This window comes from Microbacterium enclense (assembly GCA_038182865.1).
Classification (GTDB): domain Bacteria; phylum Actinomycetota; class Actinomycetes; order Actinomycetales; family Microbacteriaceae; genus Microbacterium; species Microbacterium enclense_B.
In genome coordinates, this window is the sequence record CP116226.1 from 796,290 (window position 1) to 819,174 (window position 22,885).

Annotated in this window: 23 protein-coding genes; 9 read left to right on the forward strand and 14 right to left on the reverse strand. The window is 71.3% G+C overall.

Annotated elements, in window-relative coordinates; translation table 11 throughout:
• The first annotated feature begins 1 nt into the window (after position 1).
• Both PIR02_03685 and add read left to right on the forward strand, forming a co-directional pair.
• Complete coding sequence (locus PIR02_03685) at positions 2 to 625, forward strand: cupin domain-containing protein (protein WZH37768.1); 624 nt, start codon at positions 2 to 4, stop codon at positions 623 to 625.
• Positions 622 to 1,668, forward strand: a complete 1,047-nt coding sequence (add, locus tag PIR02_03690; GenBank protein WZH37769.1) for an adenosine deaminase — start codon at positions 622 to 624, stop codon at positions 1,666 to 1,668. The genes PIR02_03685 and add overlap by 4 nt, the downstream gene beginning before the upstream one ends.
• Positions 1,669 to 1,681: 13 nt before the next feature.
• Here add and PIR02_03695 read toward each other — a convergent pair whose 3' ends face one another.
• The 10 genes from PIR02_03695 to PIR02_03740 all read right to left on the reverse strand — a co-directional run bounded on the left by PIR02_03695 (position 1,682) and on the right by PIR02_03740 (position 11,529).
• Positions 1,682 to 3,250: an FAD-dependent oxidoreductase gene (locus tag PIR02_03695; protein ID WZH37770.1), complete on the reverse strand. Its 1,569-nt coding sequence runs from the start codon at positions 3,248 to 3,250 to the stop codon at positions 1,682 to 1,684.
• Positions 3,250 to 3,864 carry a thiamine pyrophosphate-dependent enzyme gene (locus tag PIR02_03700; GenBank protein ID WZH37771.1) on the reverse strand — a complete coding sequence of 205 codons (615 nt, stop codon included), beginning with the start codon at positions 3,862 to 3,864 and terminating at the stop codon, positions 3,250 to 3,252. The genes PIR02_03695 and PIR02_03700 overlap by 1 nt, the downstream gene beginning before the upstream one ends.
• A complete protein-coding gene (locus tag PIR02_03705) occupies positions 3,861 to 4,361 on the reverse strand; it encodes a thiamine pyrophosphate-binding protein (GenBank protein WZH37772.1) in 501 nt (166 codons plus the stop codon). Before PIR02_03705 ends, PIR02_03700 begins: the two co-directional genes overlap by 4 nt.
• A 54-nt stretch (positions 4,362 to 4,415) precedes the next feature.
• Positions 4,416 to 5,792, reverse strand: coding sequence for an NtaA/DmoA family FMN-dependent monooxygenase (locus PIR02_03710; protein ID WZH37773.1), 1,377 nt, complete (start codon positions 5,790 to 5,792; stop codon positions 4,416 to 4,418).
• Complete coding sequence (locus PIR02_03715; GenBank protein WZH37774.1) at positions 5,792 to 7,300, reverse strand: aldehyde dehydrogenase family protein; 1,509 nt, start codon at positions 7,298 to 7,300, stop codon at positions 5,792 to 5,794. The genes PIR02_03710 and PIR02_03715 overlap by 1 nt, the downstream gene beginning before the upstream one ends.
• 10 nt (positions 7,301 to 7,310) lie before the next feature.
• Positions 7,311 to 8,684: an amidohydrolase gene (locus PIR02_03720; GenBank protein WZH37775.1), complete on the reverse strand. Its 1,374-nt coding sequence runs from the start codon at positions 8,682 to 8,684 to the stop codon at positions 7,311 to 7,313.
• A gap of 63 nt (positions 8,685 to 8,747) precedes the next feature.
• Positions 8,748 to 9,326, reverse strand: a complete 579-nt coding sequence (locus tag PIR02_03725) for a helix-turn-helix domain-containing protein (protein ID WZH37776.1) — start codon at positions 9,324 to 9,326, stop codon at positions 8,748 to 8,750.
• A 112-nt stretch (positions 9,327 to 9,438) separates the two neighbouring features.
• Positions 9,439 to 10,893 (reverse strand): cation acetate symporter, encoded by a 1,455-nt coding sequence (locus PIR02_03730; protein ID WZH37777.1) that lies wholly within the window; start codon positions 10,891 to 10,893, stop codon positions 9,439 to 9,441.
• On the reverse strand, positions 10,890 to 11,285 hold the full coding sequence (locus PIR02_03735; GenBank protein ID WZH37778.1) for a heavy metal transporter: 396 nt from the start codon (positions 11,283 to 11,285) through the stop codon (positions 10,890 to 10,892). The genes PIR02_03730 and PIR02_03735 overlap by 4 nt, the downstream gene beginning before the upstream one ends.
• A 52-nt stretch (positions 11,286 to 11,337) precedes the next feature.
• A complete protein-coding gene (locus PIR02_03740) occupies positions 11,338 to 11,529 on the reverse strand; it encodes a hypothetical protein (protein ID WZH37779.1) in 192 nt (63 codons plus the stop codon).
• Between the two features lie 25 nt (positions 11,530 to 11,554).
• On the opposite strand from PIR02_03740, the gene PIR02_03745 reads away from it, so the two are divergent.
• Entirely contained in the window at positions 11,555 to 12,070 is a 516-nt protein-coding gene (locus tag PIR02_03745; protein ID WZH37780.1) for a CGNR zinc finger domain-containing protein, read from the forward strand.
• 22 nt (positions 12,071 to 12,092) lie between these two features.
• Here PIR02_03745 and PIR02_03750 read toward each other — a convergent pair whose 3' ends face one another.
• The 4 genes from PIR02_03750 to PIR02_03765 are packed head-to-tail and all read right to left on the reverse strand — an operon-like array spanning position 12,093 to position 16,506.
• Positions 12,093 to 12,797, reverse strand: coding sequence for a LytTR family DNA-binding domain-containing protein (locus PIR02_03750; GenBank protein ID WZH37781.1), 705 nt, complete (start codon positions 12,795 to 12,797; stop codon positions 12,093 to 12,095).
• Entirely contained in the window at positions 12,794 to 13,966 is a 1,173-nt protein-coding gene (locus PIR02_03755; protein WZH37782.1) for a histidine kinase, read from the reverse strand. Before PIR02_03755 ends, PIR02_03750 begins: the two co-directional genes overlap by 4 nt.
• A gap of 13 nt (positions 13,967 to 13,979) precedes the next feature.
• On the reverse strand, positions 13,980 to 14,234 hold the full coding sequence (locus tag PIR02_03760) for a YbdD/YjiX family protein (GenBank protein WZH37783.1): 255 nt from the start codon (positions 14,232 to 14,234) through the stop codon (positions 13,980 to 13,982).
• Positions 14,235 to 14,241: 7 nt separating this feature from the next.
• Entirely contained in the window at positions 14,242 to 16,506 is a 2,265-nt protein-coding gene (locus PIR02_03765; protein ID WZH37784.1) for a carbon starvation CstA family protein, read from the reverse strand.
• A gap of 361 nt (positions 16,507 to 16,867) precedes the next feature.
• On the opposite strand from PIR02_03765, the gene PIR02_03770 reads away from it, so the two are divergent.
• The 6 genes from PIR02_03770 to PIR02_03795 all read left to right on the forward strand — a co-directional run bounded on the left by PIR02_03770 (position 16,868) and on the right by PIR02_03795 (position 22,879).
• Positions 16,868 to 17,206, forward strand: coding sequence for a GNAT family N-acetyltransferase (locus PIR02_03770; GenBank protein WZH37785.1), 339 nt, complete (start codon positions 16,868 to 16,870; stop codon positions 17,204 to 17,206).
• Positions 17,203 to 18,225 carry a pirin family protein gene (locus PIR02_03775; protein WZH37786.1) on the forward strand — a complete coding sequence of 341 codons (1,023 nt, stop codon included), beginning with the start codon at positions 17,203 to 17,205 and terminating at the stop codon, positions 18,223 to 18,225. The genes PIR02_03770 and PIR02_03775 overlap by 4 nt, the downstream gene beginning before the upstream one ends.
• A 185-nt stretch (positions 18,226 to 18,410) precedes the next feature.
• On the forward strand, positions 18,411 to 18,968 hold the full coding sequence (locus PIR02_03780) for an ECF transporter S component (protein WZH37787.1): 558 nt from the start codon (positions 18,411 to 18,413) through the stop codon (positions 18,966 to 18,968).
• A 62-nt stretch (positions 18,969 to 19,030) separates the two neighbouring features.
• Positions 19,031 to 20,767: an energy-coupling factor transporter ATPase gene (locus PIR02_03785; protein WZH37788.1), complete on the forward strand. Its 1,737-nt coding sequence runs from the start codon at positions 19,031 to 19,033 to the stop codon at positions 20,765 to 20,767.
• An 8-nt stretch (positions 20,768 to 20,775) separates the two neighbouring features.
• Positions 20,776 to 21,561, forward strand: a complete 786-nt coding sequence (locus PIR02_03790) for an energy-coupling factor transporter transmembrane component T (GenBank protein ID WZH39077.1) — start codon at positions 20,776 to 20,778, stop codon at positions 21,559 to 21,561.
• Positions 21,562 to 21,640: 79 nt separating this feature from the next.
• Positions 21,641 to 22,879: an LCP family protein gene (locus tag PIR02_03795; protein WZH37789.1), complete on the forward strand. Its 1,239-nt coding sequence runs from the start codon at positions 21,641 to 21,643 to the stop codon at positions 22,877 to 22,879.
• Positions 22,880 to 22,885: the final 6 nt, after the last annotated feature.

Here is a 22,885-nt window from a genome sequence, read left to right on the forward strand (position 1 = left end):
CGTGACGTCGGCCTCCGCTCACGCATCCGCGGTCGTGGCGGACGAGGCGGCTGCCAATCAGCGGCTCGGCGCCTACATCCGCCAGGTCCGTCACGCGCGATCCATGACGCTCGTGCAACTGGCGGAGGCCACCGCTCTGTCGCATCCGTTCCTGAGCCAGCTCGAGCGCGGCCTCGCGCTCCCGAGCCTGTCGTCGCTACGGCGGATCGCCGTGGCTCTGCAGACGAGCCCGATCGAGCTCATCGGCGCCTCGGACGCCCCCGCCTCCGATGACGTGGCCGTGGAGGTGCATCGTCGCGACGAAGAAGCGGTCGATGCGTCGTTCGGCGCGGGCGCCGCGCGAATGCTCGTCCACAGCGAGCGACCGCTGCATCCGCTCGAGGTGCAGGGCGCCAACATCGAACCGGGCGAGACCTTCGTGCACGGAGAGGACGAGTTCGCGTACGTCGTCGAGGGCGAGGTCGTGTTCGAGCTCGACGGCGCGCGCACGCACCTGCGCGTCGGCGATTCGGCCTACTACGCCGGCGGTGTCACCCATCGCTGGTGGTCGGCAACGGGTGAGATGTACCGCCTCGTGGTGGTGAAGCAGGGTGCGTCCGTGCGCCCGAGAGAGGACGACGCGTGATCTCGCTGCCCGACTACCTGCACCTGCTGCCGAAGACCGAGCTGCACTGCCACCTGACCTCGACCATGAGGGCGTCCACGCTCCACGAGCTCGCCGGGCGATACGGCGTACCGCTGTGGACCGACGACGTCGAGAAGTTGTTCGACTTCGACGATCTCGTGGACTTCCTGCGCGGCTGGCGGGTGGCCCACGAGGTCCTCCGCACCCCCGAGGACATCGCCCGGGTGGCGTGGGAAGGAGTCGAAGACGCGGTGCGCGACGGGAACCTGCGTTACCGCGAGTACTACGTCAACCCGCAGTACTTCGCGCACCACGCATCCCCTCTGTCGTACGCCGAGGTGATCGACGCCGTGATCGCGGGGCTCTCGCGCGCCGAACGCGACTTCGGCGTCGGCTTCCGTGTGGTCGTGGCGATCAACCGCCGCGAGTCGGGCGAGGCAGCGGTCGAGCTCGTCCGAGAGATGATCGCGAACCCGCGGCCGAAGGTGGTCGGTATCGGCCAGGACGACCTGACGCCCGAGAACACCGAGGACCCCCTGCGCTTCGCGGAGGCATACGCGCTGGCCGGCGCCCAGGGGCTGCGGCGCACGGCACACGTCGGGGAGACGCCGTCGTCGAGCCCGGAGAATGTGCGCGCGGCCATCGAGGTGCTGGAGTGCGACCGCCTCGATCACGGGTACCGCGTCGTCGACGACCCCGCCGTCCTGGCCCTGGCACAGGAGCGCGGCATCGGCTTCGCCACGACACCCTGGTCGACGACGATCTGCTCGGGGTGGACGCTGGATGAGAGCCACCGCATCCGGGCGATGGTCGACGCCGGTCTGCCGATCTCGGTGTCGACCGACGACGCGCTCTTCTTCCGCACCGACCTCGGGCGCGAGTATCGCGAAGGGCTGACCGCCCTGGGCCTGGACGCCGAGGATGCGAAGCGCATCGCCCTCGCCGGGATCGATATGGCGTTCTGCGGCGAGGACGAGAAGGAGCGGCTGCGAGCCGAGTTCCGTGCCGCCTTCCTGACGCTGGACGCGCTGCTCGAGCGCTGACCCACGCCGCCGCTCAGCGACCGGCCGCGCGCAGGAGCTCGGCGGCACGCTCGGCGATCGCGATCGTCGGCGCCTGGGTGTTGCTCGTGGGAATCGTCGGCATGACGGAAGCGTCGGCGACCCACAACCCCTCGAGCCCCCGGACCCGCAGACCCGGATCGACGACCGCGAGCTCGTCGACGCCGATGCGGGCCGTGCCCGAGCAGTGGAAGAACGTGCCCACGTTCTCGCGGACGAACCGCTCCTGCGTCTCTCGCGACAGCCCGGCCGCCGGCGTGATCGGCCCCGCGGCGAGCTCGGCGTACGCGGACGTGGCGACGAGATCCTGCACGGCGTCCACGGCGTCGACCATCGCGGCCAGGTCGGCCGGATCGGCGAGGTAGTTCGGCTGGATCTCGGGCGCCGTGTCGGGGTCGGCCGACCGCACCCGCACCCACCCCACGCTGCGCGAGTGATACAGCCCCGGCACGAGCGCGAACACCCGCTCACCGGAGAGGTCGTGCGCGGCGTGGAGGGCGTCGTCGCCGCGTGAGCCATGCGCGATCACGGCGTGGAGGTCGGGGCGTCCGCGCGCTTGCGAGCTCTGCCAGTTCACCATCGTGCCGCCGCCGTTGCCGATCACGGGGCCGAGGTCGGCGCGGGCGCGGAAGTTCATGCCGAGGATCAGCGGGTGGTCCTGGAAGTTCTCGCCGACGCCCGGGAGGTCGTGGCGAGGGCGGATGCCGACGGCCGCGAGGCGCGCGGGATCACCGATGCCCGACAGCTGCAGCAGACGCGGGGTGTCGATCGCCCCCGCGGCGAGGATCGTCTGTGTGGCGTGCGTCGTGATGAGATCGCCGTCGACGACGTGCCGGATGCCGCGAACCACCTCGCCCTCGAGCACGACGCCGTGAACGCGGCTGCCCACCAGGACATCGAGGTTCGGGCGCCCGAGCGCCGGGTCGAGGTAGGCACGCACGACGGACCACCGTTCGAACGCGCCGTCGTCACCCACGACCGCGTTGTAGTCGGCGAAGACGGCGCCCTCGTTCGCGCCGGCGTTCGCGTCGTCGAGCGCGGGAAGGCCCCGCTCGACCGCGGCGCCGAGGAGCGCATGGGCGATCGGGTGCACCGCGGCGAGCGGCCCCACCCGCATGGGGCCGCTCGTACCCCGGTGCACGGGATCGCCGCCCGCGCGAGCCTCCGACCGGCGGAAGAACGGCAGCAGGTCGGCGTACGACCAGCCGTCCGCGCCGCGCGCGGCCCACTCGTCGTAGTCGTCGGGATGACCCCGGTACCAGAGCATCGCGTTGGTCGACGACGAGCCTCCGAGCACCCGCCCGCGGGGCATGGCGAGCGAGCGGTCGAGCACGGCCTCCGCGGGCGCCGAGCGATAGGCGTAGTCGTACGTCCCCCCGAGGAGGGCGTCCCAGTGCGCGGCGTCGACGATCGCGGCATCCGTCCGCCCGTCGGGCCCCGCCTCGACGAGGAGGACCCGCACCGCCGGATCCTCCGACAGTCGCGCGGCGATCACGCACCCGGCCGCGCCCGCCCCCACCACGATCGCGTCGTAGCGGGGCGCGGGGATGCGAGCGACCGGCATCAGTTGTGCTCGCTGGGTCCCATGATGGTGATGCCCTCGGAGGCCTCGACGTGGCGGACGAAGATGTACTTGTCTTCGCGGCCGTCCGAGTGCTTCCGCTTGATGCCAGGCTCCAGGATGCCGTCGGTCTTGGCGACGACGAGGTAGGGCTCGGAGGCGGCGAGGCCCGCCGCGCAGTGCGCGTCGAACTCCTCCAGGGTCTCGGCGGTGAAGGCCTTGTCGACGCCGGCGCCGCGGGCGATCGCGGCGAGGTCGACGCGCCCCTTGGCGGTGTGGGTGGCGGGCCCGCCGATGGACTGGTATTGCTCGTTGTCCCACACGACGATGAAGAGATTGTGGGGGCGCTCGTTGCCGAGGGTGGTGAGGATGCCGAGATTGAACAGCAGTCCACCGTCGGTGTCGAGCGAGACGATCCGGCGGTGCGGGAGGCCGACGGCCAGGCCGAACGCTTCGGGGGTGACACAGCCGAGCTGCTGTTGGAACAGCGAGGCCTCGCGCATGTGCGGGGCGGCGTTGTACCACTCGTCGACCGCACCGCCGAGAGAGAGGATGACGAGCTCGTCGCGCAGGCGGTCGCCGAGCAGACGCATGGCGTGGAAGCGGGAATAGCTCATCGGACCAGGTCTCCTCCGAGGACGATGGCGGCGTGGTAGTACGACGCGTAGGCGGTCTCGTACGCGCGGACGATGGCGGTCTCGATCTCCTCCACCGTGCGCACGATCGTGTAGGGGGTACGCAGGGCCTGGAGCAGCGGCTCCATGGTGATCCCGTGCGGGATGGCCCACCAGTTGTTCTCGCCCATCTCCCCGCGGTAGCTCATGATCATCACGACCGGGATGCCGGCTCCCAGGCCCATCCGGGCGAGGTGCTCGGTCGCGGCGCGCAGGCCGGAATTCTCCATCACGAGCACCGCGCGTTTGCCGGAGAGGAAGACCCCTCCCGCGATCGCGGCGCCCTCTCCCTCGTTCGTCACCGGAATGGTGCGGATGTCGGCATCCGCATCCAACGCCGGATACAGCTCTTTCAGCAGCGAGTCGGGCAGGTACGTCGCCACGCTCACGCCCGCGCGTTTCAGTCCGCGCAGCACGGCCTCCACGGCATCCGCTCTCATCCGTTTCTTCCTCTCGAGTCGATGGTCATCCGTGCGGCGTCCGCGGTGGCCGGCTCAGCGCACGAGTTCTGCGGCACGCAGCGCGTGCGCACGATGGGTGGATGCCAGTCGCGGAGCGCCCGTGAGGTGCTCGCGCAGCGTCGCGCCGGGAGGCACCGTCGCCCGGCCGCGCGCGACGAGGATCGGCAGCACGAGGTCGATGAACGCCCGGTAGGCGTCGGGCCCGCCGAAGGTCGGCTCGAGCATGATGCCGTCGATGCCGGAGCCGTCGACGATCGCCTCGATCTCGTCGGCGACCTCGTCCGGCGCTCCCGTCACCTGGAAACCGCGGATCGCCTTGGTGCGGAACGCGTCGAGGATCTCGCCGACCTTCATGTCGGGGTTCTGCCGCGCGTACCGCTGCACGAGCGTCTGTCCGAGGTCGGTCCTCAGGTCGACGACGCGCGTGTCGGGGTCGAGGCCGGTCAGGTCCAGGCCCGTGATCCCGGCGAACATCACGGCGGCATCGGCCCGCGTGAGCAGCGCCTCGTACTCGGCGCGTGATGCGAGGGCCTCGGCGCGGGTCGGGGCGACGGTCACGGTCATACCCGTGACGACCTTCACGTCGTCCGGGCGACGCCCCTGCCGCACGGCCTGCTCCCGGATGTCGGCGACGTGGGCGGCGGCGGAGGCGATGGACTGGCCCTGGATGAACACGGCCTCCGCGTTGCGCGCGGCGTAGGCGCGCCCCCGGTCGGAGGTGCCGGCCTGGAAGAGCATCGGCGAGCGCTGGGGTGTCGGCGGGACCGCGAACACCCCGCGCGAGTGCTGGTAGACGCCGTCGACCTCGACGCGGTGCAGCTTCGACGGGTCGGCGTACACGCCCCGGGCGCGATCGCGTACCTCGGCGTCGTCGTCCCAGCTGTGCTCCCAGTGGTGCAGGCACGTGTCGAGGAAGTCGTCGGCGGCGTCGTAGCGCTGGTCGTGCGTCAGCTGCGCCGTGACCCCGAACAGCTCGTCGGTGGTGGCCTGCGAGCTGCCGGTCACGACGTTCCAGCCGATGCGTCCGCCGGTCAGGCGGTCGAGCGTCGCGAAGCGGCGGGCGGTGCCGTACGGCTTCTCCACGATCGTGGGCGAGGTGACGACGAAGCCGAGCGTCTCGGTCTCGCGCGCCAGGGCGGCGATCGCGAGCATGGGGTCGAGCGCCGGGAACTGGATGCCGTGGGCGGCGACCTCATCGGGCATCACGCCGTCGAGCGTGGCGTAGCCATAGGTGTCGGCGAAGAAGAGGAAGTCGAAGCCGGCGGCATCCAGCATCCGTGCGAGATCGACCCAGTACTCCAACCGATCCCAGTCGTCGCCGCGGCCGCGCGGGTCGGTCCAGGTCGGCATCCCGTTGCTGGGGTTCATCATCTCGAAGACGCCCAGCGCGATGCGTGTTTTCTCGCTCATCAGATCACCATCACCACCGTCTTGGTCTCCAGGTAGTTCTCCAGGCCCTGCGGCCCGTTCTCGTAGCCCCATCCCGACTCTTTGTGCCCACCCTTGGGAAGCTCGGGACCGAGGAAGGAGTGGCAGTTGACCCACACCGTCCCCGCCTGCAGGCGCGCGGCGGTGCGGTGCGCCTCGCTGAGACCCTGCGTCCACACGCTGGCTGCGAGACCGTAGGGCGAGTCGTTGGCCCAGCCGACGACCTCGTCGACGTCGTCGAACGGCGTCACGACGGCGACGGGTCCGAAGATCTCCTCGCGCATCAGGCGCATGTCGGGTCGGACCCCGGTGACCACCGTCGGGGAGTAGAACGTGCCCGCCGGCCCGCTGCGCTCGCCCCCGGTGACGACCTCGGCGCCCTCGGCACGCCCCTCGTCGATGTACGCCGCCACCCGCGCGGCCTGCGCCTCGCTGACGAGAGGGCCGAGATCCGTCGCCGCGTCGAGGCCGTGGCCGAGGCGCAGCCCCGCACCGAACGCGGCCATACCGTCGACGACGTCGCGGTACACGTCTCGGTGCGCGTACACGCGGGCGCTCGCGACGCACACCTGACCCCCGTTGTCGAAGATGCCGCGCGAGATCCCTTCGACGGCCGCGCCCAGGTCGGCGTCCGGCAGGACGATCGCGGGCGACTTGCCACCGAGCTCGAGAGTGAGGCGCTTGAGGCTCCCGGATGCCGCGGCCACGAGCCGCTTGCCGACCGCGGGCGACCCGGTGAAGGCGAGCTTGTCGACACCCGGGGCCTCCGCGAGGGCCTGCCCGGCCTCGCCGCCGAACCCCGTGACGACGTTCACGACACCGTCGGGGAGCCCGGCTTCCTGCAGGAGTCGAGCGAGGTACAGGGCGCTGAGGGGCGTGTTCTCGGCGGGCTTGAGCACGATCGTGCACCCGGCCGCGAGAGCCGGGGCGAGCTTCATCGCGGTCATGATCAGCGGGGAGTTCCACGGCACGATCGCGGCGACCACGCCGACGGGCTCGCGGCGCGTGTAGGCGAAGACCTCCTTGTCGGGAGGGGTCCGGCTGAGCGAGGTGGGGATCGTCTCGCCGAGGATCTTCGTCGGCCAGCCCGCGTAGTAGCGGAACTGGTTGATCGCCGCGGGCACCTCACCGAAGCGGGAGGTGCGGAGGTTCTTGCCCTGGTCGAGCGTCTCGAGCTCGGCGAGGTCGTCGAGGTGCTCCTGCATGAGGTCGGCGATCCGCCACAGGAGAGCGCCGCGGTCGGCCGGGCGCATCCGCCCCCACTCCCCCTCGAGCGCCGCGCGGGCCGCCCGGACGGCGACGGCGACGTCGGCCTCGCGACCGCGGGCGACTTCGGCGATGGTCCGCCCCGTCGCCGGGTCGCTCGTGGCGAAGCGCTCGCCGGACGCCGCGTGCGTCCAGCAACCCCCGATGAGCAGACGCCCGGGATCGTCGGCGAGGAACGCGTTCACCCGTGCACGCAGCGGCGCCGGGGAGAGGTCCGTGGTCATGCTGCTCCCGTCACCCGTGGAAGAGTCCGGCGGGGTCGTCCTGCGCGGCCAGCCAGGCCGAGCGGCGGGCGAAGAGGCCCGGGACGAGCGCGCGGACGCGGTCGATAATCTCGGCGAGGTCGGCGCCGACCAACCGCCCGTCGCGGACGACGATGTCACCGTCGACCATGGTGAGGTCGACGTCGGAGCCGCGGACGGCGTGCACGAGATTGTGGTGGATGTTCGCGTATCCGCCCGCCGGCAGCAGCGGCGTCATCCGCGGGGTGTCGGTGCGTACCGCCACCATGTCGGCTTTGCGCCCGACCGTGATCGCACCGAGCTCTCCACCACGGCCGATGGCCGCCGCGCCGCCGCGCGTGGCCATCCGCAGCACGTCCCATGAGTCCATCGCCGCGGCATCCATCGTGCGGAGCTTGCCGAGGAGGGAGGCGATCTTCATCTCCTCGAACATGTCGAGGTTGTTGTTCTCCTTCTCGCCGTCGGTACCCAGACCCACGTTCACGCCGGCCGCGAGCATCTCGGTGACGGGCGCCATACCGCTGGCGAGCTTCATGTTGGACACCGGGTTGTGCGAGACGCCGACGCCGCGGGCGGCGATGAGGTCGACCTCGGCCTCGTCGAGCCAGACGGCGTGCGCGATCATCGTGCGCGGCGCGTCGAAGAACCCCAGCTGCTCGAGGGCGAACATGGGGCGCGTCCCGTGGCGTTGCGCGAAGTCCGCGAGCTCGAGCTCCGACTCGCTGCAGTGGGTGTACAGACCGGTGTCGTATTCGCGCGCCAGCTCGACGGCCCGGCGCTGGCCGGCCGCATCGGCGTAGAACGGGTGCTCCAGGCCCACCCACGGCATCACGCGGCCGTTCGCCGCGCCGGTGTGCTGGCGCAGTATCCGCTCGTTGTCGTCGAGGGTGTCGAAGTAGTCGAAGTCCGGGTGGGCGCCGACGTAGTTCACGGTGACGACGCGGTTGCCGAGAGCGGTCGCGGCCCGGACGGCTCCGTCCATGTACCGCCACATGTCGACCACCGTGGTGGTGCCCGAGAGCAGTCCCTCGGCGTAGCAGAGCCACGCGGCAGCCTCCGCCTCGTCGGGGCGGAGCACCCGATGCATCGGGTCGATGTGCAGGCGCAGCCACTCCCAGACCGGGAGATGCTCGGCGGTGCCGCGCAGCATGCCCGAATGATGGTGGGCGTTGACGAGGCCCGGCATGAGGAGGCGTCCCGGAAGATCGACGCGCTCGGCGTCGGGGTGGGCCACGGCGAGGTCGGCGGCGGGCCCGACCGCCGCGATCGTGGCGCCGGTGACGAGCACCGCGGCATCCGAGAGGACCGCGAGGGCGTCGTCCATCGTCACGACGATGTCGGGCACGAGCAGGATTGACCGGGGCACACCCTGATCGTAGGCAGCTAACTTTGATAGCTCGTGGCTATCGCGTGACGATCATGTTTCCGCTCAGACGGTCGCGTAGACGAGCAGCACGGTCGCCGTCCCGTCACCGCGGATCTCCCAGCGGTTACGGAGCGCCCCCGGATGCCACAGCGCGTCGCCGGGGCCCAGCTCCCACTCGCCGCGCCCCTCGATCGTGGCGGTGATCGCGCCGTCGATGACGTAGGAGGTGATCTCGCCGTCGGACTCGAACCAGTCGCCCGTGTAGGGCCCGACGAGACGGTACTCCTGCACGTTCGCGCCGCGCGCGCTCCCCGAGGAGAGGACACGGCTCGTCGCGCGCTCATCCGACTCCCTCACACGCACCCGCGTCGCGTCGGCGCCTCGCGTGAGGTAGATGGGCTCGGGATCCGCCACCGAGGGAAGCAACTCGGACGGAGAGATGCCGAGCCCTTTCGCGAGGCGGAACAGCGTGACGACGGACGGCATCGTCTGACCGCTCTCGATCTGGCTGAGGAACGGCTGGCTGATCTCGGCCGCCGCGGCGAGGGCCCGCATCGACAAGCCCCGCTCCGTCCGGGCGGAGCGCACGACCCGGCCCAGCGCGGCGCCGATCGCGGTCTCAGCGGCAGAGGGGGTGGACACGCCCCCACCCTAGGCGGTCACCCCCGCCCGCGCTCGCCCGGCACCGGGCTCGACGCCGCCGCCTCGTCACGATCTGGCTGCGGCCGCTCCGAGGCGGCGACGGCCCGACGGCTCACGAGTCGGGGGTGTGCAGGCGCGCCAGATACCGCTCGACGCGGAACGGCACACCCGCGCGGTCGCCGAGCGACACCGCGACGATCACCGCCGTGGTCAACGGGATCGTCCATGCCGCGGGCTGGGCGAAGACAGCCGCCCAGGCTCCGGCATCCTGTGTCATCCCCCCGCCGACGAACGCGACCCCGCACGAGACGGCACCCACGATCATGCCGGCGACCGCTCCTCGCGACGTCAGCCGCGGCCACCACACGCCCAGCAGGAGCACCGGCGACAGGGTCGACGCCGCGAACACGAAGACCGCACCGACGCTGGAGACGAGTCCCGCGGGTTCCGTGAGCAGCGCCACCGCGAGGGGGACCACGGTGCACAGCACCGCGGAGAGACGGAACGAGCGGACGCCGCCCCCGAACACGTCCTGGCTGACCACCCCCGCCAGAGAGACGACGAGCCCCGACGAGGTCGCGAGGAAGGCCGCGAAGGCTCCGGCCACGATGAGGGCCGTCAGCAGTTCTCCCACCAGGCCCGGCAGCAGGCGCGAGGGCAGCGCGAGGACGACGGTGTCGGCCAGGCCGCGGACCGCGAGGTCGGGTGCCACCACCCGCGCGATCAGCCCCATCGTCGACGACACGGCGTAGAACGCGCCGATCAGCACGATCACGACGACGGTCGTCCGCCGCGCGGACCCGCCGTCGGGGCTGGTGTAGAACCGCACGAGCACGTGCGGGAGTCCGATCGTGCCGAGCAGCAGAGCCAGGAGCAGCGACACCGTGGCGTAGGTGTCGACCGCCCCCGGTCCGAACTCGGCCGGGAAGACCGTGACGGGGTCGAACTCCCGATCGCCCTGCGACAGCACGGCCAGCAGGAAGATCGCGGGAACGAGGAGCGCGGTGAGCTTCAACCAGTACTGGAACGCCTGGACCGCGGTGATCGCGCGCATCCCTCCCGCCGCGACGATTCCCGCGACGAGGGTCGCGACCACGACCGCCCCCGTCCAGGGCGGGACGTCCGCCACGACGCCGAGCGCGAGGGTCGCCCCGTGGAGTTGGGGCACGATGTACAGCCACCCGATGACGAGCACGACGACGCTCGTCACGCGGCGGGCCGTGCGCGACTCGAGGCGCGCCTCGACGAAGTCGGGAATCGTGTACGCGCCGCTGCGACGCAGGGGCGCCGCGACGAAGAGGAGCACGAGCAGGTACCCCGCCGCGTAGCCGATGGGGAACCAGAATCCCTCCGCGCCCGAGAGGAGGACCAGTCCGGCGAGCCCGAGGAACGTGCCCGCAGAGAGGTATTCGCCGCTGATCGCCGAGGCGTTCCAGACGCTGCCGACGCTGCGGGAGGCGACGAAGAAATCGCTCGTCGTCCGCGACAGGCGCACGCCGGAGAAGCCGAGCACGGCGGTCACCGCGACGAGCAGCCCCACCGCGGTGAGGTCGAACACGGGGTTCACGCGTCGGGCCCCGGCGACTCGGCGAGGTGGCGGTATCGGCGTTCGTTGCGCGCCGCCGCGCGCACGAAGATGAGCGCGAAGACGAGGATGAGCGGATAGAACCCGTACGCGTGGGCGAGCCACGACAGCGGTACTCCGATCAGCACAGGATCGCCCAGCACCGGAAGCGCGGCGATGACCACGGCGAGCGCCGCGGCCACGACGAGGAACGCGGCGACGCAGCCGATCGCGAGCCGCAACTGTGCGCGCACCAGGCCGCGCGAGAACACGTCGTCCGCTTCGTCGGGGGTGCGCCCCGGCAGCGCGAAGCCGCGCGTGGCGGGGCGTGGCACCCGGCCGGTTCGGGATGCCGTGACCCGCACGCGAGGAAGGCGCGGCGTCTCGTCGGTCATGGCCTCCCATCGTGGCATCCGGGGCGGTCGGCGTCGACGTCCGTTCCCCGGCTCAGACCTCGCGCGAGAGCGGGACGGGAGGCGTCGCCGAGGCCGGGTCGAGGTCGACGCGGCGGGCGCGGCATCCCGTGCACCGCACGTAGCGGATGCGACCCTCGCTGGTCAGGTGTGCGGATTCGGTCACCCACGCATGTTCGTGGACGGGTGCAGCGAGGGGCGTCGACAGGGTCTCGGGGGCGGTCATGCTGCCAGCGTGCTGTAATGGCGTTGTGCATCTCAACCCTTACGGAGAGTACGCGGTCCTGCTCGCCGCCTCGCTCGCCAACGAGTGGCCCGCCGATCGGGATGGTGTCGAGCAGCGGGCTCGCGACCTGGGCATGTCGATGACCTTCCCCGTCGCATCCGACGACTACGAGCGGACGCGGGACGTCATCGACGACTGGCTGGTCGTGGTCGACGAGACCGACCCCGACGCGCGCGCAGAACTGTTGAACGAGCGGATGGCCCGCGTCACGGCCTACCCCCGCCTCACCAACCACAACGGCGAGGGCTGGCACCTCCACTACCGCGACGAGGACGACGCTCTTCCCCGCGTCCTCGCCGCCGTCATCTCGGTGGGAACGGCCCTGCACCTCGTCACCCGCGGTCAGGATCGGCTCGGCCGCTGCGCCGCCGAGCCCTGCGTGAACGTCGTCGTCGACGTCACGCGCAACGGCCGGCAGAAGTACTGCTCGGTGCGCTGCGCGAATCGCGCCGCCGTCCGCCGCCACCGCGCGCGTCACTGACCCGCGCGGCGGCCGCGACGACTCAGCGCAGTAGCGCGTCGCGCACCGACGGCACCAGCCGACGGCTCACCGGGAGCTCGATCTCGCTCAGCACCACCGTGGGCGCCGCGCCCGACAGGCGCACCTCGACGATGGCATCCCGGTGAACGAGGTACGAGCGGTGCACCCGCACGAAGCCCGCGTGCGCCCAGCGGTCAGCGAGGTCGGAGAGGGGCACACGCACCAGATGCTCGGAGGTCGGGGTGTACAGGCGCGAATAGTCGCCGTTCGCCTGCACCCAGCGGATCTCGCCGCGCCGCACGAGCCGCGTGGTCGACCCGACGGTGACCGGGATCGTCTCGTCGTCGTCCGTCTCGGTCGCGGTGCCCGCCACCAACGCGCGCCCGAGCGCCCGGTGGAGGCGCTCGACTCGCACCGGCTTGAGCACGTAGTCGACGGCCTCGAGATCGAAGGCCTTCACCGCGCCGGCGTCGTCGGCGGTGACGAAGACGATCGCGGGCCGGTCGCGCAGGCGCGAGAACGCGGCGGCGAGGTCGAAGCCGGAGAGCCCGGGCATGTGGATATCGAGGAACGCCACCGCGATCTCGGCGCGCTCCAGCACGCGCAGGGCCTCAGCCCCGTTCGCTGCGGCGTGCACCGCCGACACGCGCGGATCACCCGAAAGCAGCGCGACCAGTTCGGCGCGCGCGGGAGCCTCGTCGTCGGCGACGAGCACCTCGACGCTCACGGGTGCACCGTCTCGTGCTGCGGCTGCGACTTGGGCACGCGCAAGCGCACGGCCGTGCCAGAGCCGAGATTCGTCTCGACGATCAGGCCGCCCGCCGGTCCGTAGAGCTGGCGAAGGCGCGCGTCGACGTTGCGCAGGCCGACGTGCGTGGAGGCCGCATCGAGGTCGAGCAGGGTCGCGAGCTCGTCGGGATCCATGCCGACGCCGTCATCGTCGACCACGACCTCGGTGTGCGTGCCGTCGTCGATCGCGGTGACCGTGATGATCCCGCCGCGCTCGCCCGGCTCGAGCCCGTGTCGCACGGCGTTCTCGACGAGCGGCTGCACCGACAGGAACGGGATGACGGTCGCGAGCGTCTCGGGGGCGATCCGCAGACGAACCGACAGACGGTCGCCGAAGCGCGCACGCTCGAGCTCGAGATACGAGTGGATGCTGCGCAGTTCCTCGGCGAGGGTCGTGAACTCCCCCTGGCGCCGGAACGAGTACCGGGTGAAGTCGGCGAACTCGACGACGAGGTCGCGGGCGCGGGGAGGGTCGGTCGAGATGAACGACGCGATCGCCGTCAGCGCGTTGTAGATGAAGTGCGGACTGATCTGCGCGCGCAGCGCGCGAAGCTCCGCCTCGGCGAGCGCGGCGCGCGAGGCGTCGAGGCCCGCGAGCTCGAGCTGCGCCGCGCACCACTCGGCGACGTCGCCGGTCGCTCGCACGAGGGGTCCGCGCACGGGCGACGCGAACGCCACGATCGCTCCCCACACACGCCCGTCGACGACGATCGGCGCCCCCACCGCGTCACCGTCGGCCTCCGTGAACACCTGGCGACGCCCGGTCTCCTGCACGCGGGCCGCGATCCGGCGTGCCGACGCTGAGAGGGCGTCGGCGCCGTCCAGCGCGACGCGGTCCGCGCCGGTCTCGACGATCGCGACGGCGTCGGCCGCCAGCAGCGCCCTCAGGTGCTTGGCCGCGCGGGCGGCATCCGGTTCGTCGCGCCCGCCCCGGAGAGCGGATGCCGCGGCCGCGGCGAGATGAAGGGTCCGGTGCGTCGCGCGCTCGGCGTCGCTGCCGAGGTCTCGCGGAGCCAACGCGAAGCGGCGCGCGAAGACGAGCGCGAGGGTCGACGCCGCACCGACGACGACCCCCGCGGCCCCGGCGAGCAACGGTGCGTCGAGCATGGTCGCAGCCTAGTCAGCAGCAGCGGGCGCCGGGATTGCGGTCTTGCTCCGCCGCCCGCTGCCGCCAGAACTGCCGCTCGGTCAGCGGCGCTTCGCCCGGGTGATGCGCCCGATGATGCGCGACGTACACGTCGTAGGCGCGGTCACCCATGAGCGTCGTGACGTACCACCGGATGCCACGACCCACCCGCGCGAGGCTCGCACCCAGGCGTGTGAGGGCCGAACGCGCTTCCGCGCGGGTGAGGGCCGTGGCATCCGATTCGCTCATGACGACCTCAGTGGTGCGCCGACGCGGTCGGACGATCGGGGTGGTCGGCCGGGAGAGCCTCCCATTCCTTCTCGATCTCGCGCTCGGCCTTGGTGGCGAGGAACCCGGCCGGGGCGAAGCGACGCGACGGCACGGGAGTGTCTTCGAGGTTCTCGCCCCCTCCGGCGCGCAGGGCCTTGATCGTGACGACCACGGCCATCACGATGACGATGATCGCGAGCGTGACGAACACGATCGACAGCACCCCCTGCACGAAGGTGTTGCGCACGACCGCCTCCATGGCGGCGACGGTCTTCGCGGTGCCGAACTCGGTCTTGCCCGCCGCCAGCGCGTCGCGGAAAGCGATGTGGTTGGCCCAGTACCCCACCGCCGGGACCGGCGAGAAGATCTTGTACATCGATGCGGTGATCGTGACGACCGCGGCGAAGGCGAGCGGCAGGGCCACGATCCACAGCCAGCGGAAGTACGCGCGTCCGCGCTTGGCGACGATCGCGAGGACCACGGCGAGCGAGATCGCGGCGAGCAACTGGTTGGCGATGCCGAACAGGGGGAAGAACGTGTTGATGCCGCCCAGCGGGTCGGTCACGCCGAGGATCAGGATCGAGCCCCATCCGGCGACCATGACAGCGGTGCAGATCCAGACGCCCGGTCGCCACGACAGGTCCTTGAACTTGGGGATCACGGTGCCGATCGAGTCCTGGAGCATGAAGCGGGCGACGCGGGTACCGGCATCCACCGCCGTCAGGATGAAGAGCGCCTCGAACATGATGGCGAAGTGGTACCAGAACGCCATCATCGCCTGACCGCCGAGGGCCTGTTGCATGATGTGCGCGAGACCGAGCGCGAGCGTCGGAGCGCCACCCGTGCGCGAGACGATCGAGCTCTCGCCCACCGCCGCGGCGGTGGTCGTCAGCATGTCGGGCGTGAGGTTGACTCCGGCGAGTCCCAGGCCGTTGACGAAGGCGACAGCCCCCTCGACGGTGCCGAGCGTGGCGGCCGGGGAGGCGTTCATCGCGAAGTAGATCCCGCGGTCGATCGACAGAGCCGCAACCAGCGCCATGATCGCGACGAACGACTCCATGAGCATGCCGCCGTACCCGATGAAGCGCGTCTGGCGCTCCTTCTCGACGAGCTTGGGCGTGGTGCCCGAGGCGATGAGCGCGTGGAAGCCGCTGAGGGCGCCGCACGCGATCGTGACGAAGAGGAACGGGAAGATCGGTCCGCTGAACACCGGTCCGGTCTGCCCACCGGCGAACTCGCTGAACGCGGGGACCGAGATCTCGGGACGCACGAGAACGATGGCGCCGGCGAGCATCACGATGACGCCGACCTTCATGAACGTCGACAGGTAGTCGCGCGGGGCGAGCAGCAGCCAGACGGGCAGGACCGCGGCAACGAAGCCGTAGACGATGATGCCCCATGCGATGACGGAGCGGTCGAGGTGGAAGGCCGCGTAGCCCCACTCGGTCGAGGCGACCCAGCCGCCCGCGACGATCGCGGCGATGAGGAGGACGAAGCCGATGATCGAGATCTCGGTGATGCGGCCCGGGCGGATGTAGCGCAGGTACAGACCCATGAACAGCGCGATCGGGATGGTCATCGACACGCTGAACACGCCCCACGGGCTCTCGCCGAGGGCGTTGACCACGACCAGGGCGAGGATCGCCACGATGATCAGCATGATGAGCAGGCTCGCCAGGATCGCGGCGGTGCCGCCGATCTTCCCGAGCTCGTCGCGCGCCATCTGACCGATCGTGCGGCCCCCGCGGCGCATCGAGAAGAACAGCACGAGGTAGTCCTGCACGGCGCCCGCGAGGATGACGCCGACGATGATCCAGATCGTGCCGGGGAGGTAACCCATCTGGGCCGCGAGGACGGGACCGACCAGCGGACCGGCGCCAGCGATGGCGGCGAAGTGGTGGCCGTACAGCACGCGTCGGTCGGTCGGCACGTAGTCCTTGCCGTCGTGCTTGCGCTCGCCCGGGGTGGCCCGCCGGTCGTCAGGCCGCACGATGTAGCGCTCGATGACCTTCGAGTAGAAGCGGTAACCGATGAGGTACGTGCAGACCGCGGCGAACACGAACCAGATCGCGTTCACCGTCTCGCCGCGGATGATCGCGAGCATCGTCCAGCCGAGAGCGCCCAGCAGCGCGATCGCGACCCACAGCGCGATCTTCGCGGGAGTCCACGTACTGCGGAGCTTGTCGGGTGGGACGGCGACGGGGGGAAGTTTCGGGTCGGTGACGATGTCGTCGTCGACGGAAGCGCTCATGTTGTCTCCTGTTCGCGGCGCTGCGGACTCGGGAAGGCTAAACGGATGCCGTGCCCCGGCACCGTGGCATCCCCTCCTCATGCGGTGAGCGGCGTGAACGGTGCGGTGAGCGGCGGGGCGGCGGGCGGCGGCGGGCCGGCGGGCCGGGCGGCGGGCGAAACTCCTGAGTTTTCGCCTCGACTCCCCCTCCCCCCGCTCTGTCCGGGCCCGGCGCGTCGATTTCTCAGGAGTTTCGCACGGGCCGCGACCGTGCTCGACGCCGCCCGGGGCCCGCTACCAGGTCGCGCGTGCGGACGACGGGGATGGCGGAACACCCCGGGCCCCGCCTACGTTGCTGGAGAGACCGACGACAGGAGGCGCCATGACCGACGCAGTGACCGTGACCCGCAACGACGACGCCCACCGCTACGAGATCCATGTGGGCGAAGAGCTGGGCGGGTTCCTCGAGTTCCGCCCCGCCGGTCCCGACCGGGTCGTGCTCCCGCACACCGAGGTCGACCCCACGTTCAAGGGTCGGGGCCTCGGCTCCACCCTCGCGAGCGAGGCGCTCGCCGATCTCGCCCGCCGCGGTGACAGCATCATCCCGTCCTGCCCCTTCGTCGCGCACTACCTGCGCGAGCACGACGTGCCCGGCCTCGTGATCGAGTGGCCCGCCGACAGTGACGCGGCGGATTCGGCCGACCCCAGCGAACCGGCATGACCCGACTCGACGTCGCGCCGCCGGCATCCGAGGGTCCCGTCGCCTGCGACGGTCCGCGCGCCCTCGTCGTCGAGGCTCGCGAGGTGCCGCTGGGCGGCGTCCGCGGCATGGAGGTGCACCGCACGCTGCCACACCGTGCGCTGCCGATGGTCGGGGCGTGGTGCTTCCTCGACCGCTTCGGTCCGCAGGAGACGACGATGCGCGTCGAACCGCATCCGCACATCGGGCTGCAGACGGTGACGTGGCCGATCATCGGCGAGGTGCGGCATCGGGATGCCGTGGGCAGCGACGTCGTGGTGCGTCCGGGCGCGCTCAACCTCATGACCAGCGGCGAGGGCATCGCGCACTCGGAGTACTCGCTCGGAGACGGGCCGGTCGCGCTGGACGCCCTGCAGCTCTGGGTGGCGCTGCCCGAATCCCGACGGCACGGCGGCCCGGCGTTCGAGCGCCACGAGGACCTTCCCGTCCTCGACCTCGCCGACGGGGCGGACGCCGTCGTCGTGATGGGCGAGCTGGGTTCTGTGCGCTCGCCGGCGACCGTCCACACGCCGATCGTGGGCGCCGAGGTCCGGCTTCCCGCGAGTGTCCGCGTGCGGATCCCCCTCCGACCCGAATGGGAATATGCGCTGTACGGCATGATCGGTTCCGCGGATGTGGAGACCGGAATGGAGGCCGTCGATGCCGACGCTGCACGGCGCTCCGAGCCCGTGTCGGCCGACGTCGACGGTACGGCCCATGTCGATCACAGCCGCCTCCTGTACCTCGGTAAGGGCCGCGATCATGTCGAGCTCGTGAGCGCCGAGGGCGCCCGCGTGTTCCTTCTCGGCGGCGAGCCCTTCGAGGCCGACATCGTCATGTGGTGGAACTTCGTCGGCCGCACGCACGACGAGATCGTCGAGGCCCGCGGAGCGTGGGAGGCGCAGTCGCCGCGCTTCGGCCAGGTCATCGACCACGGCTCCGAGCGCATCCCCGCCCCTCCCCTGCCCGCGGTCCGCCTCACGCCGCGCCGCCGGCGCTGACTTGCGCGCCCGAGCCGCCCCTTCGTGGTTCGCGTTGCGGCGACTCGCCCCCTCACCGATCGAGTGTCCAAGAAACCCGGAGAGGATGCCGCCGCCCTCCGGGTTTCTCGGACACTCGGCACCGAAGACGTGAGGGGCCGGAACGGAAGACGCCGGCTCGCCGGTGCCGCCGTTACGCTGGCCCCATGGCCCCGGCATCCGTTCTCTCCACTCGCGTGCTGCTGGTCTGCGCGGCGATCGGGGTGGGAACGGGGATTCTCGGCGGGGCAGCCGGATGGCTGACCCTCGCGGTGCTCGCGGGAGCGCCCTGGGCGTACGGTCTCGTGCTCGGGTCGCACGTGCTGCCGGGGATCATCGCCCAGCAGGTGGTTCGCCGCGCCTGGGTCGCGCTCGTCACCCACGTGCTCGCGGCCCTCGTCGCCAGCGCGATGGCCCCGCAGTGGACCTTCCGCTTCCTCGGGACGGCGCTGCTCATCGGCGGCATCCAGGAGGGGGTCGCCGCCCTCACTCGGTACCGCGTCTGGGCGGCGGCACGCTTCTTCATCTCGGCGGTCATCGTCGGCATCGTGATCGCTGTGCCGGTGTGGTTCGCGGGCGACATCGCGAGCCTCGCCCCCGTCGCCCGGGTCGCCGCGGTGGTGATCAGCATCCTCGGTCCGGTGGTGTGGACCGCCGTCGGCCTCGGCATCGGCTCCGGTCTGCGCGGTGCGGGCGTCGCCCGCGGTCTCTCGACGCCGAGATGAGCGCGAGCCCCGCGAGTTAGGGTCGGCTAAGTTGGGGCGTACGCGCTCCCGAGGATGCACCCGTGACAACTCGCCCCCACCCCGTCGCCGCGCCCGCAGCAGGTGACACCGACGCGCTGCTGAGCCTGCGCGCGGTGTCGATCACGCACCTCGAGGCCGCCGTCGCGACCCCGTCGGAGGTGAGCTTCGACGTCCGTCCCGGCGAGGTCGTGCTGCTCCTCGGCCCGAGCGGTTCGGGCAAGTCGACGCTCGCTCTCGCGATGAACGGCCTCATCCCGCACGCGGTCCCCGCCACCGTCGAGGGCGATATCCGCGTGGGCGGAACGGATGCGGCCACCGCCGCCGTCGCCGAGCTCGCGACCACGGTGGGAATGGTCTTCCAGGATCCCGACGCCCAGCTCATCACCGGCACCCTCCTCGATGAGGTCGCTTTCGGCCCCGAGAACCTGAAGCTCCCCGTCGAGGCGGTGCTCGCCCGCGCCGAGTCGGCGCTTCGACGGGTGGGATTGTGGGACCGGCGGCACGAGTCCCCCGACGTGCTGTCGGGCGGCGGTCGGCAGCGTCTCGCCATCGCGTGCGCTCTCGCGATGGGATCGCCGGTGCTCGTCCTCGACGAGCCCACCGCCAACCTCGATCCGCGCGGCGTCGATGACGTGTACGCGGCGCTGCGCGACGTCGTCGACGAGGGCGATCGCGCGATCGTCCTCGTCGAGCACAATCTCGACGCGGCGGTCGGGCTCGTCGACCGCGTGATCGTGCTGGACGCGAGCGGATGCCTCGTCGCCGACGGGTCCATCGACGCCGTGCTGCGCGGGCGCGCCGCCGACCTCCACGCGCTCGGGGTCTGGCTGCCCACGGCGACGCTCGCAGCACTTCGCCTCCGGCGCCTCGGCTTCACGTTCGACCGGCTTCCGCTCACCCCCGCCGAACTGCACGCGGCCCTGGAAGGGGCCGCGCCTCGGGTGGTGGCATCCGTCCCGCGGGTGCCGGGTCGACGTGCCGGTGATCCTCTCGTCCGCATCGAGGGGCTTCGACTGTCGCGCGGGCGAACGCCGGTGCTGCACGGCATCGACCTCGAGATCGCCCGGGGCGAGTTCGTCGCCGTCGTGGGGGCGAACGGCGCGGGCAAGACGACACTGGTGCAGGCGATCGCGGGGGTGCTGCGGCCCCCGCGTGGTGCCGTCCGCGTCGACGGTCTCGACGTGCGCCGAGCAGACCCGCGGGTGCTCGCGCGGCACGTGGGATTCGTCTTCCAGAACCCCGAGCACCAGTTCATCGCCACGACGGTGTTCGACGAGATCGCGCACGGCCTGCGGCGACAGCGTCTCGACGGCGACGAGGTGCGGCGTCGCACCGACGACCTGCTGGCCCGCTTCGGCCTCGCCGACAAGGCCGGAGTGCACCCGTTCCTGCTCTCGGGCGGGCAGAAGCGCCGCCTGTCGGTGGGCACCGCCCTCGTCGGGGGCGCGGAGCTGCTCGTGCTCGACGAACCGACCTTCGGGCAGGATCGCGCGCGCGCCGACGAACTGCTCTCGCTCCTGGACGATCTGCGCGCGGGGGGCACGACGATCCTCATCGTGACCCACGACATGCAGGTGGTCGCCGAGCACGCCGACCGCGTGCTCGTCGTCGACGACGGACGCCTCGCGGCCGACGGCCCCGTCGCCGAGGTGTTCGCCGACGAGGCCCTGATCGACCGCGTGGGGCTTCGGCCCCCGCCGCTGCGCGAGGCGTTCTCGGGGATCCCGGGGCTCTCGACGGTTGCCCGTCTCCGCGACCTTCCCGAGGTGCGCGCGTGACCGCCGCGATCGCGACGGCCACCCCCGCCGCGGCGCGCGCGCCCCGGTTCCTCTCGGTGCTCAACCCGCTCGCGAAGTTCGCCGCCCCCGCACCCGCGATGATCGCGCTCGTCTTCGTGCGGGACCTCTCGACCCCCCTGGTGTTCCTCGCACTCGCCTACGCCCTCCTGCTGCTCGGCGCGCGTCTCACGCCCCGGGCAGCCGGCATCCTGTTCGCCCTGATCCCGGTCGCCGTGGTGATCGTCAGCCTGGGTTTCGCGCTCTGGATCGATCCGGCCCGCGTGGCCGGGACACCCGAGGTCGTCCGCCTCGGCGGGTGGGCGCTGACCGTGGGAGCGCTGAAGATCGGTCTGGCCACAGGTCTGCGTCTCGCCGCGATCATGGCTCTCGCCTTCATCGGTGGTCTGACGACCGAGGGGACCGATCTCGTGCGCGCACTCGTGCAGCAGCTGCGTCTGCCGTACCGGATCGGGTACGCGGCCCTCGCCGCCATCCGTTTCGTCCCGCGTTTCGGACACGAGCTCGCCGTCATCCGCCAGGCGCACCGGGTGCGCGGCGCCCGCGGCGGGGTGGTGTCCGCGCCGGCGAGGTGGGCCGGGTACGTCGTCCCGCTGCTGGCCGGGGCGATCCGTCACGCCGAACGCGTCGCCCTGGCGATGGATGCCCGCGCCTTCGGCGCGCACCCCGACCGCACGGAACGGCACCTCGTCCCGTGGCGTCGACGCGACACGGTGTTCGTGACGGCGTTCTGGGTGGTGTCGGTCGTGGTGTTCGTGGTGCTGCGGCCGTTCTGACCCGCCGACACGGCCGTTCCCGCGCGCCCGGGGCTGTGGCATCCGTCGCCCTAGACTCGGGAAAAATCGAGGAGAATCCATGCCCCGGCGCCGTCGCACCGTCGCGCAACACGCTCAGCTGCGCTCCCCTCATCCTTTGAGCCAGCTCGCCAAAGTCCTCGCTGTCGCCGTCACGGTCGTGCTCGTCGCCGTCGCCGGCGTCGCGGCGTACACCGCCGCCGATCTGACCTCGGACTACGTCGCCGAAGCCGTGGTCGTCGAGAACCAGCCGCCCGTCCCGCCCGACCTCGGTCAGCTCGAGGGCGGTGTCAACATGATGGTGGTCGGTATCGACGCCTGCGAAGAGAACCTGAATGCGCTCTTCGGCGAGCGCTGCGAGGGCCCGGATGCCGAGGGCCAGCTGAACGACGTCAACATCCTGCTGCACATCTCCGACGCCCCGCGCCGGGTCACGGTCGTGTCGTTCCCGCGCGACCTGCTCTTCGAGGCGCCCGCGTGCGACACCCCGGACGGGGACCGATGGGGCGGCGGCTACGTGCAGATCAACGAGATCTACTCCTACGGCGGCCTCTCGTGCGTGATGACGGCGATCTCCGACATGAGCGGGCAGTCCGTGCAGTTCGGCGCGATGGTGACCTTCGGCGGAGTGATCGAGATCACGAACGCGATCGGCGGCGTCGAGATCTGTCTCGCCAGCCCCATGCGCGACGAGTACACCGCGATCGACTGGCCCGCCGGCCCGCGCACGATCCAGGGATACGAGGCCCTGCAGTTCTTGCGCACGCGCTACGGCGTCGGCGGAAGCGACCTCGCCCGCATCAGCAACCAGCAGCAGTACATGTCACGCCTGGCCCGCAAACTCGTCAGCGAGGAGGTGCTGTCGAACCCCGCGACGGTGTTCCGGCTGGCATCCACGGGTCTGCGCAATGTCACGCCGACGCAGAGTCTCACCAATCCGCTCACGCTCGTGCAGATTGCGTCGGCGGTCAAAGACGTGCCCTTCGACGACATCGTGTTCGTGCAGTACCCCACCGTCGAGGCCAGCACGGACGCCGATCGTGTGGAGCCGAACTACTCCGCGGCGCAGGTGCTGTGGGACGCCCTCGCGGCGAATCAGGGCATCGAGGTCACGGGCGATGTCGGGGCCAACGACGGCGTCGTCGCCCAGCCCACCCCGGGCGAGACGGCGACGCCCGCCGAGACCCCCGAGATCGAACCGGGAACAGTCGACCCGACGACGGGAGCCGTTGCACTTCCCGAGTCGATCACCGGGTCGACCGCCGCGCAGCAGACCTGCAGCAACGGCGTCGTGAACTGAGGAACC

What these genes read in the sequence shown, in the direction of transcription:
- PIR02_03740 (WZH37779.1), bottom strand. Translation starts at nt 11,529, where the DNA reads ATGACCGCCCCCGAGACCCTGTCGACGCCCCTCGCTGCACCCGTCCAC.
- PIR02_03710 (WZH37773.1), bottom strand. Translation starts at nt 5,792, where the DNA reads ATGAGCGAGAAAACACGCATCGCGCTGGGCGTCTTCGAGATGATGAAC.
- PIR02_03780 (WZH37787.1), top strand. Translation starts at nt 18,411, where the DNA reads ATGGCCCCGGCATCCGTTCTCTCCACTCGCGTGCTGCTGGTCTGCGCG.
- PIR02_03705 (WZH37772.1), bottom strand. Translation starts at nt 4,361, where the DNA reads ATGAGAGCGGATGCCGTGGAGGCCGTGCTGCGCGGACTGAAACGCGCG.
- PIR02_03755 (WZH37782.1), bottom strand. Translation starts at nt 13,966, where the DNA reads ATGCTCGACGCACCGTTGCTCGCCGGGGCCGCGGGGGTCGTCGTCGGT.
- PIR02_03760 (WZH37783.1), bottom strand. Translation starts at nt 14,234, where the DNA reads ATGAGCGAATCGGATGCCACGGCCCTCACCCGCGCGGAAGCGCGTTCG.
- PIR02_03770 (WZH37785.1), top strand. Translation starts at nt 16,868, where the DNA reads ATGACCGACGCAGTGACCGTGACCCGCAACGACGACGCCCACCGCTAC.
- PIR02_03700 (WZH37771.1), bottom strand. Translation starts at nt 3,864, where the DNA reads ATGAGCTATTCCCGCTTCCACGCCATGCGTCTGCTCGGCGACCGCCTG.
- PIR02_03795 (WZH37789.1), top strand. Translation starts at nt 21,641, where the DNA reads ATGCCCCGGCGCCGTCGCACCGTCGCGCAACACGCTCAGCTGCGCTCC.
- PIR02_03775 (WZH37786.1), top strand. Translation starts at nt 17,203, where the DNA reads ATGACCCGACTCGACGTCGCGCCGCCGGCATCCGAGGGTCCCGTCGCC.
- PIR02_03765 (WZH37784.1), bottom strand. Translation starts at nt 16,506, where the DNA reads ATGAGCGCTTCCGTCGACGACGACATCGTCACCGACCCGAAACTTCCC.
- PIR02_03735 (WZH37778.1), bottom strand. Translation starts at nt 11,285, where the DNA reads ATGACCGACGAGACGCCGCGCCTTCCTCGCGTGCGGGTCACGGCATCC.
- PIR02_03695 (WZH37770.1), bottom strand. Translation starts at nt 3,250, where the DNA reads ATGCCGGTCGCTCGCATCCCCGCGCCCCGCTACGACGCGATCGTGGTG.
- PIR02_03715 (WZH37774.1), bottom strand. Translation starts at nt 7,300, where the DNA reads ATGACCACGGACCTCTCCCCGGCGCCGCTGCGTGCACGGGTGAACGCG.